Origin of the sequence: Streptomyces albiaxialis, from assembly GCF_039530985.1 — a bacterium.
Lineage (GTDB): Bacteria > Actinomycetota > Actinomycetes > Streptomycetales > Streptomycetaceae > Streptomyces > Streptomyces albiaxialis.
Map to the genome: position 1 here is coordinate 340,656 of NZ_BAAAPE010000009.1, position 13,503 is coordinate 354,158.

Below are 13,503 nucleotides of genomic sequence, written 5' to 3' on the forward strand. Positions count from 1 at the left end.
CACTCCCCTGGCCGGGCTGTTACAGCCCGACCTCGTTCATCAGCATGCCGACCTCGGTGTTCGTCATCCGCCGCAGCCAGCCCGACTTCTGGTCGCCCAGCGCGATCGGCCCGAAGCGGGTGCGCACCAGCCGCTCCACCGGGAAACCGGCCTCGGCCAGCATGCGCCGCACGATGTGCTTGCGGCCCTCGTGCAGCGTGACCTCGACCATGTAGTTCTTGCCCGTGTTCTCCACGACCCGGAAGTGGTCGGCGCGCGCGAAGCCGTCGTCCAGCCGGATGCCGTCCTTCAGGCGCTTGCCGAGATCGCGCGGCAGCGGGCCCTGGATGGCGGCCAGGTAGGTCTTCTTCACCCCGTACCGGGGGTGGGTCAGCCGGTGGGCCAGCTCGCCGTGGTTGGTGAGCAGGATCAGGCCCTCGGTCTCGGTGTCCAGGCGGCCGACGTGGAAGAGCCGGGTCTCGCGGTTCTGGACATAGTCGCCGAGGCACTGGCGCCCGTCCGGGTCCTCCATGGAGGCCACGACCCCGGCGGGCTTGTTCAGCGCGAAGAAGAGGTACGACTGGGTCGCGATCGTCAGCCCGTCGACCTTGATCTCGTCCTTGGCCGGGTCCACGCGCAGCCCCTGCTCGCGCACGATCTCGCCGTTGACCTCGACCCTGGCCTGCTGGATCAGGTCCTCGCAGGCCCGCCGCGAGCCCATGCCCGCGCGCGCCAGCACCTTCTGGAGGCGCTCGCCCTCGACCTCGCCGAAGGTCTTGGGCAGCTTGACCGGCGGCTTGCTGTGCCGCTCCCTGTTGCGCTCCTCGATCTTCGCGTCGTACTCACGGGGCCGCGCGGGCGCCGACGCCCTGCGGGAACGCGCCTTGGGCGCCCCGCTCTTGGTGACGTCCTTGCGGACGTTCTTGCCCGACGGGCCGCCGCCCGCCTGGCCTCCGCCCGTCTTCGCGCCGGGCTTGCCGCCCTTGGCCCCGGGCTTCCCGCCGGAAGCGCCGGGCTTGCCGCCGGGCTTGCCGGGGGCGCCGGGCTTGCCGCCCTGGGTGTAGCGGCGCTCCTCCGGGCGGGGCTTGCCGGGCTGCTGCTTACGGCCGCCCTGCCCCCGGCCCTGGTTGCCGCGGGCGCCGCCGCTACCGCCTGTGTTCCTGCCGCTGCTTCGCATCAGTGTTCCGTCGTCTGGGTTCCGCTGGAAAGGTCGTCTACGTCGAACGACGGCATGCTCTCCTGGGTCTCCCCCTCGACGGCCTCCGCCTCCGGGAGGAAGGGGGCCAGTTCCGGAAGCTCGTCCAGGCCGCGCAGGCCCATCCGCTCCAGAAAGTAATGCGTCGTCCTGTACAGGATCGCACCTGTCTCGGGTTCTGTTCCCGCCTCCTCCACCAGCCCCCGCTGCAGCAGGGTGCGCATGACCCCGTCGCAGTTCACCCCGCGCACCGCGGAGACCCGGGAACGGCTGACCGGCTGACGGTACGCGACGACGGCCAGGGTCTCCAGCGCGGCCTGGGTGAGCCGGGCCTGCTGGCCGTCCAGCACGAACCGCTCGACGGCGTCCGCGTACGTGCCCCGCGTGTAGTACCGCCAGCCCCCGGCCACCAGCCGCAGCTCGAACCCGCGCCCCTCGCGGGCGTACTCGTCGGCCAGCTCGCGCAGCGCGTCCGAGACCTCGCGCGGGCGCCGCTCCAGCACCTTGGCCAGGTGCTCGGCGCTCGCGGGCTCGTCGACGACCATGAGCACGGCCTCCAGCGCGGGCTTCAGCTCCAGCCCGGCCACACCGGAGGTCCCGGCGGGCGCCGCCTCGGGGCCCTCCTCCGCGGGCGCCATCCCCGCGGGCGCCTCCGGTGCCTCGTCGGCGGCCTGCTGGACCTCGTACGTCTCGGTCGTCTCACTCATCCCTGGGCTCCCTGGCCTCTCCGGGCTCCTGGTCGAATTCGTCGGTCACCAGCGGCGCGCTGCCCGAAGCGCCGCTCCAGCGCACGAGCAGCGTCCCCAGCGCCTCGTCCTGCTCCAGCGAGACGGCCCGCTCCCGGTACAGCTCCAGCAGCGCCAGGAACCGCGCGACGACGGTGAGCGTGTCCGGTGCGTCCGACGTCAGCTCCTGGAAACTCGCCTCCCCGCGCTCCCGCAGCACGGCGACCACGACCTCGGCCTGCTCCCGCACGCTGACGAGCGGCGCGTGGATGTGCTCGACGTACACGGCGGGCTTGGGCTTCGGCCGCATCGCCCGTACGGCGATCTCCGCGAAGCCCTCGGGCCCGACGCTGATCACCACCTCGGGCAGCAGCTCCGCGTGGTGCGGCTCCAGCCCGACCGTACGGGGGTACCGGCGGGACTCCTCCTCCCAGCGGCCCGCGAAGATCGTGGCGATCTCCTTGTACGCGCGGTACTGGAGCAGCCGTGCGAAAAGCAGGTCCCGGGCCTCCAGCAGCGCGAGGTCGGCCTCGTCCTCGACCTCGGCCTGCGGCAGCAGCCGGGCGGCCTTGAGGTCGAGCAGCGTGGCCGCGACGACCAGGAACTCGGTGGTCTGGTCGAGGTCCCACTCGGGGCCCATGGCGCGGATGTGCGCCATGAACTCGTCGGTGACCTTGGAGAGCGCGACCTCGGTGACGTCCAGCTTGTGCTTGGAGATGAGCTGGAGGAGGAGATCGAAGGGCCCCTCGAAGTTGTCGAGCACGACCCGGAACCGCCCGTCGTCGGGCTCGGGCTCCTCCGGCGCGGCCCCCTCGGGCTCCTCGCGCTCGGGCTCTTCCGGCTCGGGCTCCTGAGTCTCCTCCGGCTCCGGTTGAGTCTCCTCCGGCTCCGGCTCCAGGTCCGGTTCCGGCTCCGTCCCGGGCCCCCGCCCCAGAGGTCGGCGGGAGGAGGCCCGGTGCGGAGCCGTGTCGGAGGGGAGGTCAGGACTGAGCATCGCTGGCAGCGTACTGGCAGGCCCCTCAGCGCCCGCGCAACCGCCGTACGAGAATGCTCGCGTCTCCTCGCGACTCCAGGTCGGCCAGGACCACGGCCACCGCCTCGCGCACGATGCGCCCGCGGTCGACCGCGAGCCCGTGCTCGCCGCGCAGCACCAGCCGCGCGTGCTCCAGGTCCATCAGCTCCTCGGCGGAGACATAGACCGTGATCTTCTCGTCGTGCCGCTCGCGCCCGCTCGGCCTGCGGCTGGCCGCGCGGCGGCGTGCCGAGGACCCGCCGGACGACTGCCGCCCCTTGGCGGAGCCGCGCCCGCCGGACGCGCCCTGCTGCTGCGGCGCCGCCGAGGACGCCGCGGGGGCCCGCTGCTCCTCCGTCCTGCCGGTGGACGCGGGGGATGCGGAGGCGGCGGAGGAGGACGGGTTCCGGGTCTCGCGGCCGCCGTGCTCGCCGCCGTTCCCGGCACCGGCGCCCGCGCCCGTCTCGCCGTCGCCCTCGCCCGCGGAGGCGTGCTCCTGGGGCGTGCCGCCGCCGGGTTCGGGCTCGGTGGCCTGGGCGGGCACCTTGGCCGCCTCGCCGTTCACCTGGCCCTGGCCGCCCTGCCGGCCCTCGCCCTGCTGCTGGGGAGCCGACGGCTGGACCGCGGATCCCCCTGTCGTACGGAACAGTTCGTCGGCTGCCGGCAGACTCACTCGGCGTGGCACCGGGCGAGCACCTCCCTGGCGAGCTGGCGATAGGCGGCGGCGCCGACGGAGTTGGACGCGTACGTCGTGATGGGCTCGCCCGCGACCGTGGTCTCGGGGAAGCGGACGGTACGGCCGATGACCGTGTGGTACACGTTGTCGTCGAACGCCTCGACCACCCGCGCGAGCACCTCTCTGCTGTGCACGGTGCGCGAGTCGTACATCGTCGCCAGGATCCCGTCCAGCTCCAGCTCGGGGTTGAGCCGCTCCTGCACCTTCTCGATCGTCTCGGTGAGCAGCGCGACGCCGCGCAGCGCGAAGAACTCGCACTCCAGCGGGACGATGACCTTGTGCGCGGCCGTCAGCGCGTTCACCGTGAGGAGGCCGAGCGAGGGCTGGCAGTCGATGACGATGAAGTCGTAGTCGTTCATCAGCGGGCCCAGGGCGCGCTGGAGGGTCGACTCGCGCGCGACCTCGCTGACCAACTGCACCTCGGCCGCAGACAAATCGATATTGCTGGGAAGCAGGTCCATGCCCGCGACCGCCGTCTTCAGCAGCACCTCGTCGGGCGCGAGACCGCGCTCCATCAGCAGGTTGTAGACGGTGAGGTCCAGCTCCATCGGGTTCACGCCGAGGCCGACCGAGAGCGCGCCCTGCGGGTCGAAGTCGACGAGCAGCACGCGGCGCCCGTACTCCGCGAGCGCGGCGCCCAGGTTGATGGTCGAGGTGGTCTTGCCGACCCCGCCCTTCTGGTTGCACATCGCGATGATCTTCGCGGGACCGTGCTCGTTCACCGGGCCCGGGATCGGGAAGTACGGCAGCGGGCGGCCGGTCGGGCCGATGCGCTCGCGGCGCTGGCGCGCGGCGTCTGGCGCGAGCGTGGCGGCGTACTCGGGATCCGGCTCGTACTCGGCGTCCGGGTCGTAGAAGTGCCCCTCCGGCAGTTCGCCGTAGGAGGGGTCGTAGTTCGGTTCACTGTAGTCGGCGAAGCGCTCGGCGGACTGACCGTTCGTAGCGTCGCCGGCCATGGCGTTCACGTGGTGGCCGTCCATGCTCTGGTGGGCTGTCATGCTCGGTGAAGGGTTCTGGTGGGCTGAGAAGGTGCGGACAGCGACGGAGCCGACAGCCTCGGACCGCGAGGAACCCGCTGAGGTCCCCTGGCCTCGCACAGGCGCTCCTGGTTGACCACCCCCGGGAGAAAATGTCGACTCATTCACAAGTCGTCCTACCTCCTTGGTGACCAGGAAATTTCTAGACAGGTCAGCGTGACACCATGCCGACGCTTGGGGACTCTATGGCGTGTCGGCGGTCCGCAGCAACACAATCCGCCGGAGACGGCACGATGTGTCGGTAACCGCGCGGCCGGATGTCAAGAGGCTCTGAGCCCTCCTGGGGCGGTTTCGTGGGTGCGCAAAACGGTTAGACAGTTACGTTCACGGCGAGTTGGGGACCCCGTGCAGGGGTCCGATTACGCCACCGGCCGAACCTCGTCACCAAGGTCCGGCCGGGTACGTGATGTTGCCGACGTTGACGTCCGCTGTTGACCCCAACGCCTCGCGGGCTCAGCCGAGAAGCGTGCCGATGTCGCGCACCGGAAGCCCGTGGGCCTCGGCGACGGGGCCGTAAACGACATCGCCGTCGTGGGTGTTGAGCCCCTTGGCGAGCGCCGCGTCCCGGCGCAGGGCCTCGCGCCAGCCGCGGTTGGCGACCTCCACGATGTACGGAAGTGTCGCGTTCGTCAGGGCGTGCGTGGAGGTGTTGGGCACGGCTCCCGGCATGTTCGCGACGCAGTAGAAGACCGAGTCGTGGACGCGGAAGGTCGGCTCGGCGTGCGTGGTCGGACGCGAGTCCTCGAAGCAGCCGCCCTGGTCGATCGCGATGTCGACAAGCACACTTCCCGGCTTCATCCGCGAGACCAGCTCGTTGCTGACGAGCTTCGGCGCCTTGGCGCCCGGGATCAGCACGGCGCCGACGACGAGGTCGGCGTCGAGGACGGCGCGCTCCAGCTCGTACGCGTTGGAGGTCACGGTCCGGACGCGGTTGCCGAAGATCTTGTCGGCCTCGCGGAGCTTGTTCACGTCCTTGTCGAGGAGCGTGACGTGGAAGCCGAGGCCGACCGCGATCTGCGTCGCGTTCCAGCCGGAGACGCCGCCGCCGATGACGACCGCGCGGCCCGCGTTCACCCCGGGGACGCCGCCGGGCAGCACGCCGCGGCCGCCCGCGGAGGCCATCAGGTGGTACGCGCCGACCTGCGGGGCGATCCGGCCCGCGACCTCGGACATCGGGGCGAGCAGCGGCAGCGCGCGGTTGGCCAGCTCGACCGTCTCGTACGCGATGGCCGTCGTGCCCGACTCCAGGAGCGCGTCGGTGCACTCGCGGGAGGCCGCGAGGTGGAGGTAGGTGAAGAGGGTCTGGTCCTTGCGCAGCCGGTGGTACTCCTCGGCGACCGGCTCCTTGACCTTCAGCAGCAGGTCGGCCGTGGCCCAGACCTCGTCCGCCGTGCCGAGGATGGAGGCGCCGGCGGCGACGTACTCCTGGTCCGGGATGGAGGAGCCGGTTCCGGCGCCCTTCTCCACGAACACCTCGTGTCCGTTCCGCACCAGCTCGTGCACCCCGGCCGGGGTGATGGCCACGCGGAACTCGTTGTTCTTGACCTCGCGGGGGATGCCGACCTTCACATCGATCACGGTCCTTGACTCAGGTTGCAGAAAGGCAGAGGTGGCCGGGTCGTGCATGCGAAAGCAGCCGGTGTGACCGCGGCTCGACCAGTTTAATGAAGGATGTGCACCTGTCTAGCCTTACAAAGGTGCGATCTTTTACGGGATCACTAGGTGATTCGTAGGTTACCCGGGGGTCAGGGGGCATCTGCGCCGGTCACGTGGTGCCCGTCCTCCGCGCCCTCCCCCTCGGCGGGCCCCAGCAGCCGTCCGGCCTCGGCTCTGTGCGCGCGGGCCGCGCGCAGGTCGCCCACCCGTTCGCAGGCGTCGGCCACGCGCAGCCGCAGGGCCGCCTCCAGCCGGTCGTCGCCCGCCTTCCGCGCCGCTTCCAGCGCCTGGGCGCAGGTGCGCAGCGAGTCGTGCGGACGGTCCGCGTACTCCTGGACCCGGGCGATCTCCGCGAGCGCGCGGGCATGGGCGCCGGAGTCCCGCAGCCTGCGGAAGGCCGCGGCGGCGGCCCGCCACTCGCGCAGCGCGTCGCCCCACCGGCCCGCGTAGGTGTGCACGGCGCCGATACGGCCGTGCAGCCGCGCCGCCGCCTCCCGGTCCGCGGGCTCGGCCCGGGTCAGCCGCAGCGCCAGCGCCCGCCCGTACCAGTCGGTGGCGCGGCCCCAGTCCTCCAGCTCCGCGTGGGTCCCGCCCAGCGACTCCAGGGCCCGGGACGTGGCGACCGGGTCCTGCCCGGCCCGCGCGGCGTCCAGCGCGGTGCGGTACCGGACCAGCGCGTTCCGGAGCCGGTCCGTACGGGCGTCGAGGTCGCCGAGGTTGAGCAGCGCGGCGGCCCGCTCGCGGTGCAGCTCGCCGCGCTCCGCCACGTCGAGGACCAGCTCGTGCAGCCGGTACAGCTCGGGGGCCGACTCGTCCGGGTCGCGGTGCGCCTCGAACGCGCGGGCCAGCGCGGAGATCAACCGGCGGGCCAGCGTGTCGAGTTCGCCCCCGGCCTCCTCGACGGCCGTCCGCGTCGCGGCGAGCAGCGCGTGCCGCCGCGCCTCCAGCCAGACGCGGGCCTCGTCCGGGCGCGAGAAGCGCAGCGAGCGCGGCATGCAGGCGAGCCGCTTGCGGGCCTCCGAGCCCGAGGGCTGGCAGATCGCGTGGCACGCCCGCAACTGGCGCACCGTGCGCTCCAGCATCCGCGCCCGTGCGAGCAGCGTCTCCGAGGGGCGCTCGCGGGCCTCCAGCTCGGCGCGGAGCAGCGGATCGAGGCACCCGGGCACCGCGTACCGCTCGGGGCCCGTCTCGCGCAGCAGGCCCAGCCGTACGAATTCGGCCAGCGACGAGCGTGCCGAGGAGACCGAGCAGCCCGCGAGCGCCGACGCGATGTGGGCGTCCACGAACCCGGCGGGGGCCAGCACGAGCAGCCGCAGCATCCGGGAGGGCGCGGTGGAGAGCGAACCGTGGACGAGCCGGAAGGCCCGGCCCAGCGGACCGGCTCCCTCCTCCGGCTCCTCCGTTCCGAGCAGGCGCTGGGCGGCGTCCGCGACGGACATCTTGGGACGGGCGCCGAGCCAGCCGCCCATCATCACCAGCGCGGCGGGCAGATCGCCGCACGCCTCGGCGAGCGCCTCCGCGCTGCGCGGATCGACGGTCACGCGCGGGGCCGCGCCCGCGTGCCGGGCCAGGACCTGCACGGCGGCTGCCCGGTCGAGGCCGCCGAGCGCACACGGCCGCACGTCGGGCACGCCGGTCAACGGGCCTCCGGCCACCGCGACGACCAGGCACTCCCTGCTCTCCGGCAGCAGGTCGAGCACCTGCTCGGCCCCGGCCACGTCGTCGAGCAGGAGCAGCGCCCTGCCCTTCTCGCCGAGCGCCGCGAAGGCCGTACGGAACGCCTCCGTCAGCGCGTCCTCGTCGGCCCCGGCGGGCGGGGGCGCGGCGGTGCCGAGGGCGGCGAGCAGATCGCGGGCCGTACGTTCGGTGGGGACGGCACGGCCACCTGGGTCCGTGAGGCGGGCGCGGAAGACGCCGCCGGGGTAGCCGTCCGCGATCTGCCGGACGAACTCCTCGGCGAGGGTGGTGCGGCCGGAGCCGGGGGCACCGGCGATCAGCAGGACGCGGGCCTGGGGCAGAGGGTGGCCGGAAAGTGTGTGCAGACCGGCGCTCTCGATGTCCTCGCGCAGCGCGCGGAGTTCACGCTCCCGTCCGGTGAATGTGGGCTGCGCCGCGAGGTCCGTCACGCCTCTGAGCGTAGTTCACGGCCCGGCCCTTACCTGGGCCCCAGCTCCGCCGAACCATCCCGAAAATCACCTCACCGGCCCACCGCCAACCCCGCACGCCCCACCGGTTCACGACGCCACGGGGCTTGCCAACTAGGGGCGCGGGGAACTGCGCGCCCAGCCACGACGCGGGCGCGCCCCGCGACCCACAGCCCGGGGCACCCCGAACCCGGCCCTGTACGCAGGGCACCCGGCGCAGGGGGCTGCGCTTGCCAACCCTGCTCCCCCGAGCTCTTCGAGCAGGGGGCACCCCCAGCGCAGACTTCCCAAGCACAGCGGGAGGGAGAGGCGGGGGCCTGCCCCACCAGCGCGCGGGCCCCAAGCACAGTGGGGCGGAGGGAGAAGCGAGAAGCAGGGGGCCTGCCCCGGCAAGGGACGGGGCACCCTCTCTCCGGCCCCCGGGGAGGGGGTGCCCCGGAATAGCAGCGGCGGGGGCTACTTTTCGTAGGGGCGGGCGGGCCAGTCGGCGTCGGCAGGGCGGAGGGCACCGACGCCACCGCCACCGGAGATCGCGGCATGCAACGCCAGCGCACCGACCACGAGGCAATTGTTGTGCAGCTCGCCCGCCAGCGCGCCGCGCACCAGCTCCTCCAGGGGGACCCGGGCCAGCTCCATGACGGACTCTTCCTCGGAGACCTCGAAGCGCTCGCCGTCGGCCTCGGAGAGCTGCTGGGCGAGGAAGATCCGGACGGCCTCGTCGCTGCCGCCGGGCGTCGTGTAGACGTCGACCAGCACCCGCCAGTCCTCGGCCTTCACATGCGCTTCCTCGTACAGCTCGCGCTGGGCCGCGTGCAGCGGGTTCTCGCCGGGGATGTCGAGGAGCCCGGCGGGGATCTCCCACAGCTTCTCGCGGACCGGGTGGCGGTACTGGCTGAGGACCAGGACGCGGTCCTGGTCGTCGAGGGCCAGGATGGCGACCGAGCCGGGGTGCGTCTGGTAGTCGCGGCGGGCGACGGTGCCGTCGGGCATGACGACGTCGTCCGTACGGACACCGGTCTTGTTGCCCTGGAAGGGCGTGGCGGAGGCGGTGACCTCCCACTGCTCGGGGACGTCGGTGATGCGGGTGGCCATCGCGGTCACTTCCCTTCCTGCTGGCGCGCGACCGCGGCCTTCACCAGGCCCGCGAAGAGCGGGTGCGGGCGCGTGGGCCGGGAGCGCAGCTCGGGGTGGGCCTGGGTGGCGACCAGGTAGGGGTGGACCTCGCGCGGGTACTCGACGTACTCCACGAGCTTGTTGTCGGGCGAGGTCCCCGAGAAGAGGATCCCGGCCTTCTTCTCCAGCTCGGTGCGGTAGTGGTTGTTGACCTCGTACCGGTGCCGGTGGCGCTCCTCGACGTACGGCTCCTCACCGTAGACCTCGCGGACGATGGAGCCCTCGGCGAGCTTCGCGGGGTACATGCCCAGGCGCATGGTGCCGCCCATGTCGCCCTCGCCGGCGACGATGTCGAGCTGCTCCTCCATGGTGGAGATCACCGGGTGCGCGGTGCCGGGGTCGAACTCGGTGGAGTTCGCGTCCTTGATGCCCGCGAGGTTCCGGGCGCCCTCGATGACGATGCACTGGAGGCCGAGGCAGAGGCCGAGCAGCGGGATCCTGTTCTCGCGGGCGAAGGTGATCGCGCCGACCTTGCCCTCGACGCCACGGTCGCCGAAGCCGCCGGGGACGCAGATCGCGTCGCAGTCGCCGAGCTGCCGGGCCGCGCCCTCGGGCGTACGGCAGTCGTCGGAGGTGACCCACTTGATCTTCACGCGGGCGCGGTTCGCGAAGCCGCCGGCGCGCAGCGCCTCGGTGACCGAGAGGTAGGCGTCGGGCAGGTCGATGTACTTGCCGACGAGCGCGACGTTGACCTCGTGGTCCGGCTCGTGGACGCGGCGCAGCAGGTCGTCCCACTGGGTCCAGTCCACGTCGCGGAAGGGGAGGTCGAGCTTCCGGACGACGTAGGCGTCCAGGCCCTCGGTGTGCAGCACCTTCGGGATGTCGTAGATCGACTTGGCGTCCTTGGCGACGGCCACGGCGTTGTCGTCCACGTCGCACATCAGGGAGATCTTGCGCTTGATCGCGATCGGCACCTCGCGGTCGGCGCGCAGCACGATCGCGTCGGGCTGGATGCCGATGTTCCGCAGCGCGGCCACGGAGTGCTGGGTCGGCTTGGTCTTCAGCTCGCCGGAGGGGCCGATGTACGGGAGGAGGGAGATGTGGACCACGAAGACGTTGTCCCGGCCGACCTCGTGGCGGACCTGGCGGACGGCCTCCAGGAACGGGAGGGACTCGATGTCGCCGACCGTGCCGCCGACCTCGGTGATGACGACGTCGACGTCGTCGGTGGCCATGCGGCGGATGCGGTGCTTGATCTCGTTGGTGATGTGCGGGATCACCTGGACCGTGTCGCCCAGGTACTCGCCGCGCCGCTCCTTGGCGATCACCGAGGAATAGACCTGCCCGGTGGTGACGTTCGCGGAGCCGTCGAGGTCGACGTCGAGGAAGCGCTCGTAGTGCCCGATGTCGAGGTCGGTCTCGGCGCCGTCGTTCGTGACGAACACCTCACCGTGCTGGAAGGGGTTCATCGTGCCCGGGTCGACGTTCAGGTACGGGTCGAGCTTCTGCATCGTGACCCGCAGGCCCCGGGCCTTGAGCAGGGCACCCAGGCTGGAGGCGGTGAGCCCCTTGCCGAGCGAGGAGGCGACACCCCCGGTGACGAAGAGGTGCTTGGTCGTCATGGACGTAGGCGGCATGGCCAAGAGGGGGCTCCCGTGGTCGCTTGGTGGGGTGCGGAGCGATTCCCTGGCGCCTGTGCTCAGGGGTGCCACCGCTGCGGTTCGGGGGGCTGTGGAGTCGAACAGATCGAGTCGCGTGCCCACCGGTCCACGGGCTTCAAGCCTAACAGTGCCGCCGCCGGGCCGCGTCGCACGAGGCTCCCGTGACGGCCGTCGCGGACGCGTGACGCCCCAGGGTGACAGCGAAGTCGCAGCAGGTGAGCGCGGGTAGGAAGCTCACCCCATCGGCGCAGCCGGACTCAGTCAACCGTCGGGCGTGGGAGATCCCTGCGTCGTATATTGCTCGGAACTTGCCCGGGCAGGGAGAGCAACACACAGGCCATTGAGCGCGTCCCACGGGGCGTAGCAGCAGTTCGTTCGACTGGAGATGCACGTGGCTGGGCGCATCGAGGATTACGCACTCATCGGGGACATGCAGACGGCAGCTCTGGTCGGCAGGGACGGGACCGCCGACTGGCTGTGCCTGCCCCGGTTCGACTCCCATGCCGTCTTCGCGGGCCTGCTGGGCACCGAGGAGAACGGCTTCTGGCGTGTCGGGCCCGCGCACTCCGCGGGCACCGGGCCCGCCCCGGCGGACCGCCGCCGATACCGCGGGGACTCGCTGATCCTGGAGTCCGAGTGGGACACCCCGCGCGGCACCGTCCGCGTCATCGACTTCATGCCGCCCCGCGAGACCCACGCGCCGCAGCTCGTGCGGATCGTGGAGGGCGTCAGCGGCCGGGTGCCGATGCGCTCGGCGCTGCGGATGCGTTTCTCCTACGGCTGGGTCGTGCCGTGGGTGCACAAGGTGGGCCGGCGCACGGTGGCCGTCGCGGGCCCCGACTCGGTGTGGCTGGACAGCGACGCCGACACGTACGGCAAGAACCTCACGACGTACTCCGACTTCACCGTCGGCCCCGGCGACCGGATCGCGATGGCGATTAGCTGGCAGGCCTCGCACCGCGAGCCGCCGCCGCTGCCGGACGCCGAGGAAGCGCTGAGCACGACCGAGGACTTCTGGCGCGAGTGGGTCGAGCACTGCACGTACCACGGCCCGTACCGGGAGGCCGTCGTCCGCTCGCTGATCACGCTGAAGGCGCTGACGTACGCGCCGACGGGCGGCATCGTCGCGGCGCCGACGACCTCGCTCCCGGAGGAGCTGGGCGGCTCCCGGAACTGGGACTACCGCTTCACCTGGCTGCGCGACGCGGCCATCACGCTCTCCTCGCTGCTGCGCACCGGGTACCGCGAGGAGGCGCGCGCCTGGCGCGAGTGGCTGCTGCGCGCGGTCGCGGGCGACCCGGAGAACCTCCAGATCATGTACGGCATCGCGGGCGAACGGGAGCTGAGCGAGGCCGAGTTGGACTGGCTGCCGGGGTACGAGGACTCCCGGCCCGTCCGGATCGGCAACGGCGCGGCGGGCCAGCTCCAGCTCGACGTCTACGGCGAGGTCACCGAGGCCCTGCACCTGGCCCACCAGACGGGCCTCGCCCGGAACGACTACGCGCAGCTCCTCCAGATCAAGCTGATCGGCTATCTGGAGAAGCACTGGTTCGAGAAGGACGAGGGCATCTGGGAAGTGCGCGGCCCCCGCCGCCACTTCACCCACTCCAAGGTGATGGCCTGGGTCGCCGTCGACCGCACCGTGCGGCTGATCGAGAGCGGCGACGCGGACGGCCCGCTGGAGCGCTGGCGCGATCTGCGCGACGAGATCCACCGCGAGGTCTGCGAGAAGGGGTACGACAAGGAACGGAACACCTTCACGCAGTCCTACGGCTCCAAGGAGCTGGACGCCTCGCTGCTGCTGATCCCGCAGATGGGTTTCCTGCCGCCGGACGACAAGCGCGTGATCGGCACCATCGAGGCCATCCAGCGCGAGCTGTCCACCGAGGACGGCTTCGTCATGCGCTACCCGACCACCTCGGCCGCCGGGGAGGAGAACGTGGACGGGCTGGAGGGCGACGAAGGCGCCTTCCTCGCCTGCTCGTTCTGGCTCGCCGACGACCTGGCGATGATCGGGCGCGTGGAGGAGGCCCGCAAGCTCTTCGAGAAGCTGCTCGCGCTCCGTAACGACCTGGGGCTGCTCGCCGAGGAGTGGGACCCCCGGCGCCAGCGCCAGGTCGGGAACTTCCCGCAGGCGTTCAGCCACGTGCCGATGATCGACACGGCACTGCGGCTGACCGCCTCGGGAGCGTACGGAGTCTGAGACCCGGGTCCGGGATTCCGGAACGGGGTCCCGGAGCGGGGT

At 72.0% G+C, this 13,503-nt stretch carries 10 protein-coding genes; 1 reads left to right on the plus strand and 9 read right to left on the minus strand.

From position 1 onward, the window contains the following. Positions 1 to 19: 19 nt before the first annotated feature. The 9 genes from ABD343_RS19620 to pyrG all read right to left on the minus strand — a co-directional run bounded on the left by ABD343_RS19620 (position 20) and on the right by pyrG (position 11,234). Positions 20 to 1,156: a pseudouridine synthase gene (locus ABD343_RS19620; RefSeq protein ID WP_344529909.1), complete on the minus strand. Its 1,137-nt coding sequence runs from the start codon at positions 1,154 to 1,156 to the stop codon at positions 20 to 22. Continuing rightward, positions 1,156 to 1,881: an SMC-Scp complex subunit ScpB gene (scpB, locus tag ABD343_RS19625; RefSeq protein WP_425578222.1), complete on the minus strand. Its 726-nt coding sequence runs from the start codon at positions 1,879 to 1,881 to the stop codon at positions 1,156 to 1,158. The genes ABD343_RS19620 and scpB overlap by 1 nt, the downstream gene beginning before the upstream one ends. Beyond that, the gene (locus ABD343_RS19630; RefSeq protein WP_344529911.1) at positions 1,874 to 2,893 is read right to left on the minus strand and encodes a segregation and condensation protein A; all 1,020 of its coding nucleotides are present in this window, start codon (positions 2,891 to 2,893) and stop codon (positions 1,874 to 1,876) included. Before ABD343_RS19630 ends, scpB begins: the two co-directional genes overlap by 8 nt. Positions 2,894 to 2,918: 25 nt before the next feature. Then, positions 2,919 to 3,584, minus strand: coding sequence for a hypothetical protein (locus tag ABD343_RS19635; RefSeq protein WP_344529913.1), 666 nt, complete (start codon positions 3,582 to 3,584; stop codon positions 2,919 to 2,921). After that, the gene (locus ABD343_RS19640; RefSeq protein WP_344529915.1) at positions 3,581 to 4,645 is read right to left on the minus strand and encodes a ParA family protein; all 1,065 of its coding nucleotides are present in this window, start codon (positions 4,643 to 4,645) and stop codon (positions 3,581 to 3,583) included. Before ABD343_RS19640 ends, ABD343_RS19635 begins: the two co-directional genes overlap by 4 nt. A gap of 492 nt (positions 4,646 to 5,137) precedes the next feature. Further along, the gene (ald, locus tag ABD343_RS19645; RefSeq protein WP_344529993.1) at positions 5,138 to 6,253 is read right to left on the minus strand and encodes an alanine dehydrogenase; all 1,116 of its coding nucleotides are present in this window, start codon (positions 6,251 to 6,253) and stop codon (positions 5,138 to 5,140) included. Positions 6,254 to 6,429: 176 nt separating this feature from the next. Beyond that, the gene (locus ABD343_RS19650; RefSeq protein WP_344529917.1) at positions 6,430 to 8,466 is read right to left on the minus strand and encodes an AAA family ATPase; all 2,037 of its coding nucleotides are present in this window, start codon (positions 8,464 to 8,466) and stop codon (positions 6,430 to 6,432) included. Between the two features lie 474 nt (positions 8,467 to 8,940). Beyond that, entirely contained in the window at positions 8,941 to 9,576 is a 636-nt protein-coding gene (locus ABD343_RS19655) for an NUDIX domain-containing protein (protein WP_344529995.1), read from the minus strand. A gap of 5 nt (positions 9,577 to 9,581) precedes the next feature. Then, entirely contained in the window at positions 9,582 to 11,234 is a 1,653-nt protein-coding gene (pyrG, locus tag ABD343_RS19660) for a CTP synthase (RefSeq protein WP_344529997.1), read from the minus strand. A gap of 409 nt (positions 11,235 to 11,643) precedes the next feature. On the opposite strand from pyrG, the gene ABD343_RS19665 reads away from it, so the two are divergent. Further along, the gene (locus ABD343_RS19665) at positions 11,644 to 13,461 is read left to right on the plus strand and encodes a glycoside hydrolase family 15 protein (protein WP_344529919.1); all 1,818 of its coding nucleotides are present in this window, start codon (positions 11,644 to 11,646) and stop codon (positions 13,459 to 13,461) included. Positions 13,462 to 13,503 lie beyond the last annotated feature (42 nt).

What these genes read in the sequence shown, in the direction of transcription:
- ABD343_RS19620 (WP_344529909.1), bottom strand. Translation starts at nt 1,156, where the DNA reads ATGCGAAGCAGCGGCAGGAACACAGGCGGTAGCGGCGGCGCCCGCGGC.
- scpB (WP_425578222.1), bottom strand. Translation starts at nt 1,881, where the DNA reads ATGAGTGAGACGACCGAGACGTACGAGGTCCAGCAGGCCGCCGACGAG.
- ABD343_RS19630 (WP_344529911.1), bottom strand. Translation starts at nt 2,893, where the DNA reads ATGCTCAGTCCTGACCTCCCCTCCGACACGGCTCCGCACCGGGCCTCC.
- ABD343_RS19640 (WP_344529915.1), bottom strand. Translation starts at nt 4,645, where the DNA reads ATGACAGCCCACCAGAGCATGGACGGCCACCACGTGAACGCCATGGCC.
- ABD343_RS19655 (WP_344529995.1), bottom strand. Translation starts at nt 9,576, where the DNA reads ATGGCCACCCGCATCACCGACGTCCCCGAGCAGTGGGAGGTCACCGCC.
- pyrG (WP_344529997.1), bottom strand. Translation starts at nt 11,234, where the DNA reads ATGCCGCCTACGTCCATGACGACCAAGCACCTCTTCGTCACCGGGGGT.
- ABD343_RS19665 (WP_344529919.1), top strand. Translation starts at nt 11,644, where the DNA reads ATGCACGTGGCTGGGCGCATCGAGGATTACGCACTCATCGGGGACATG.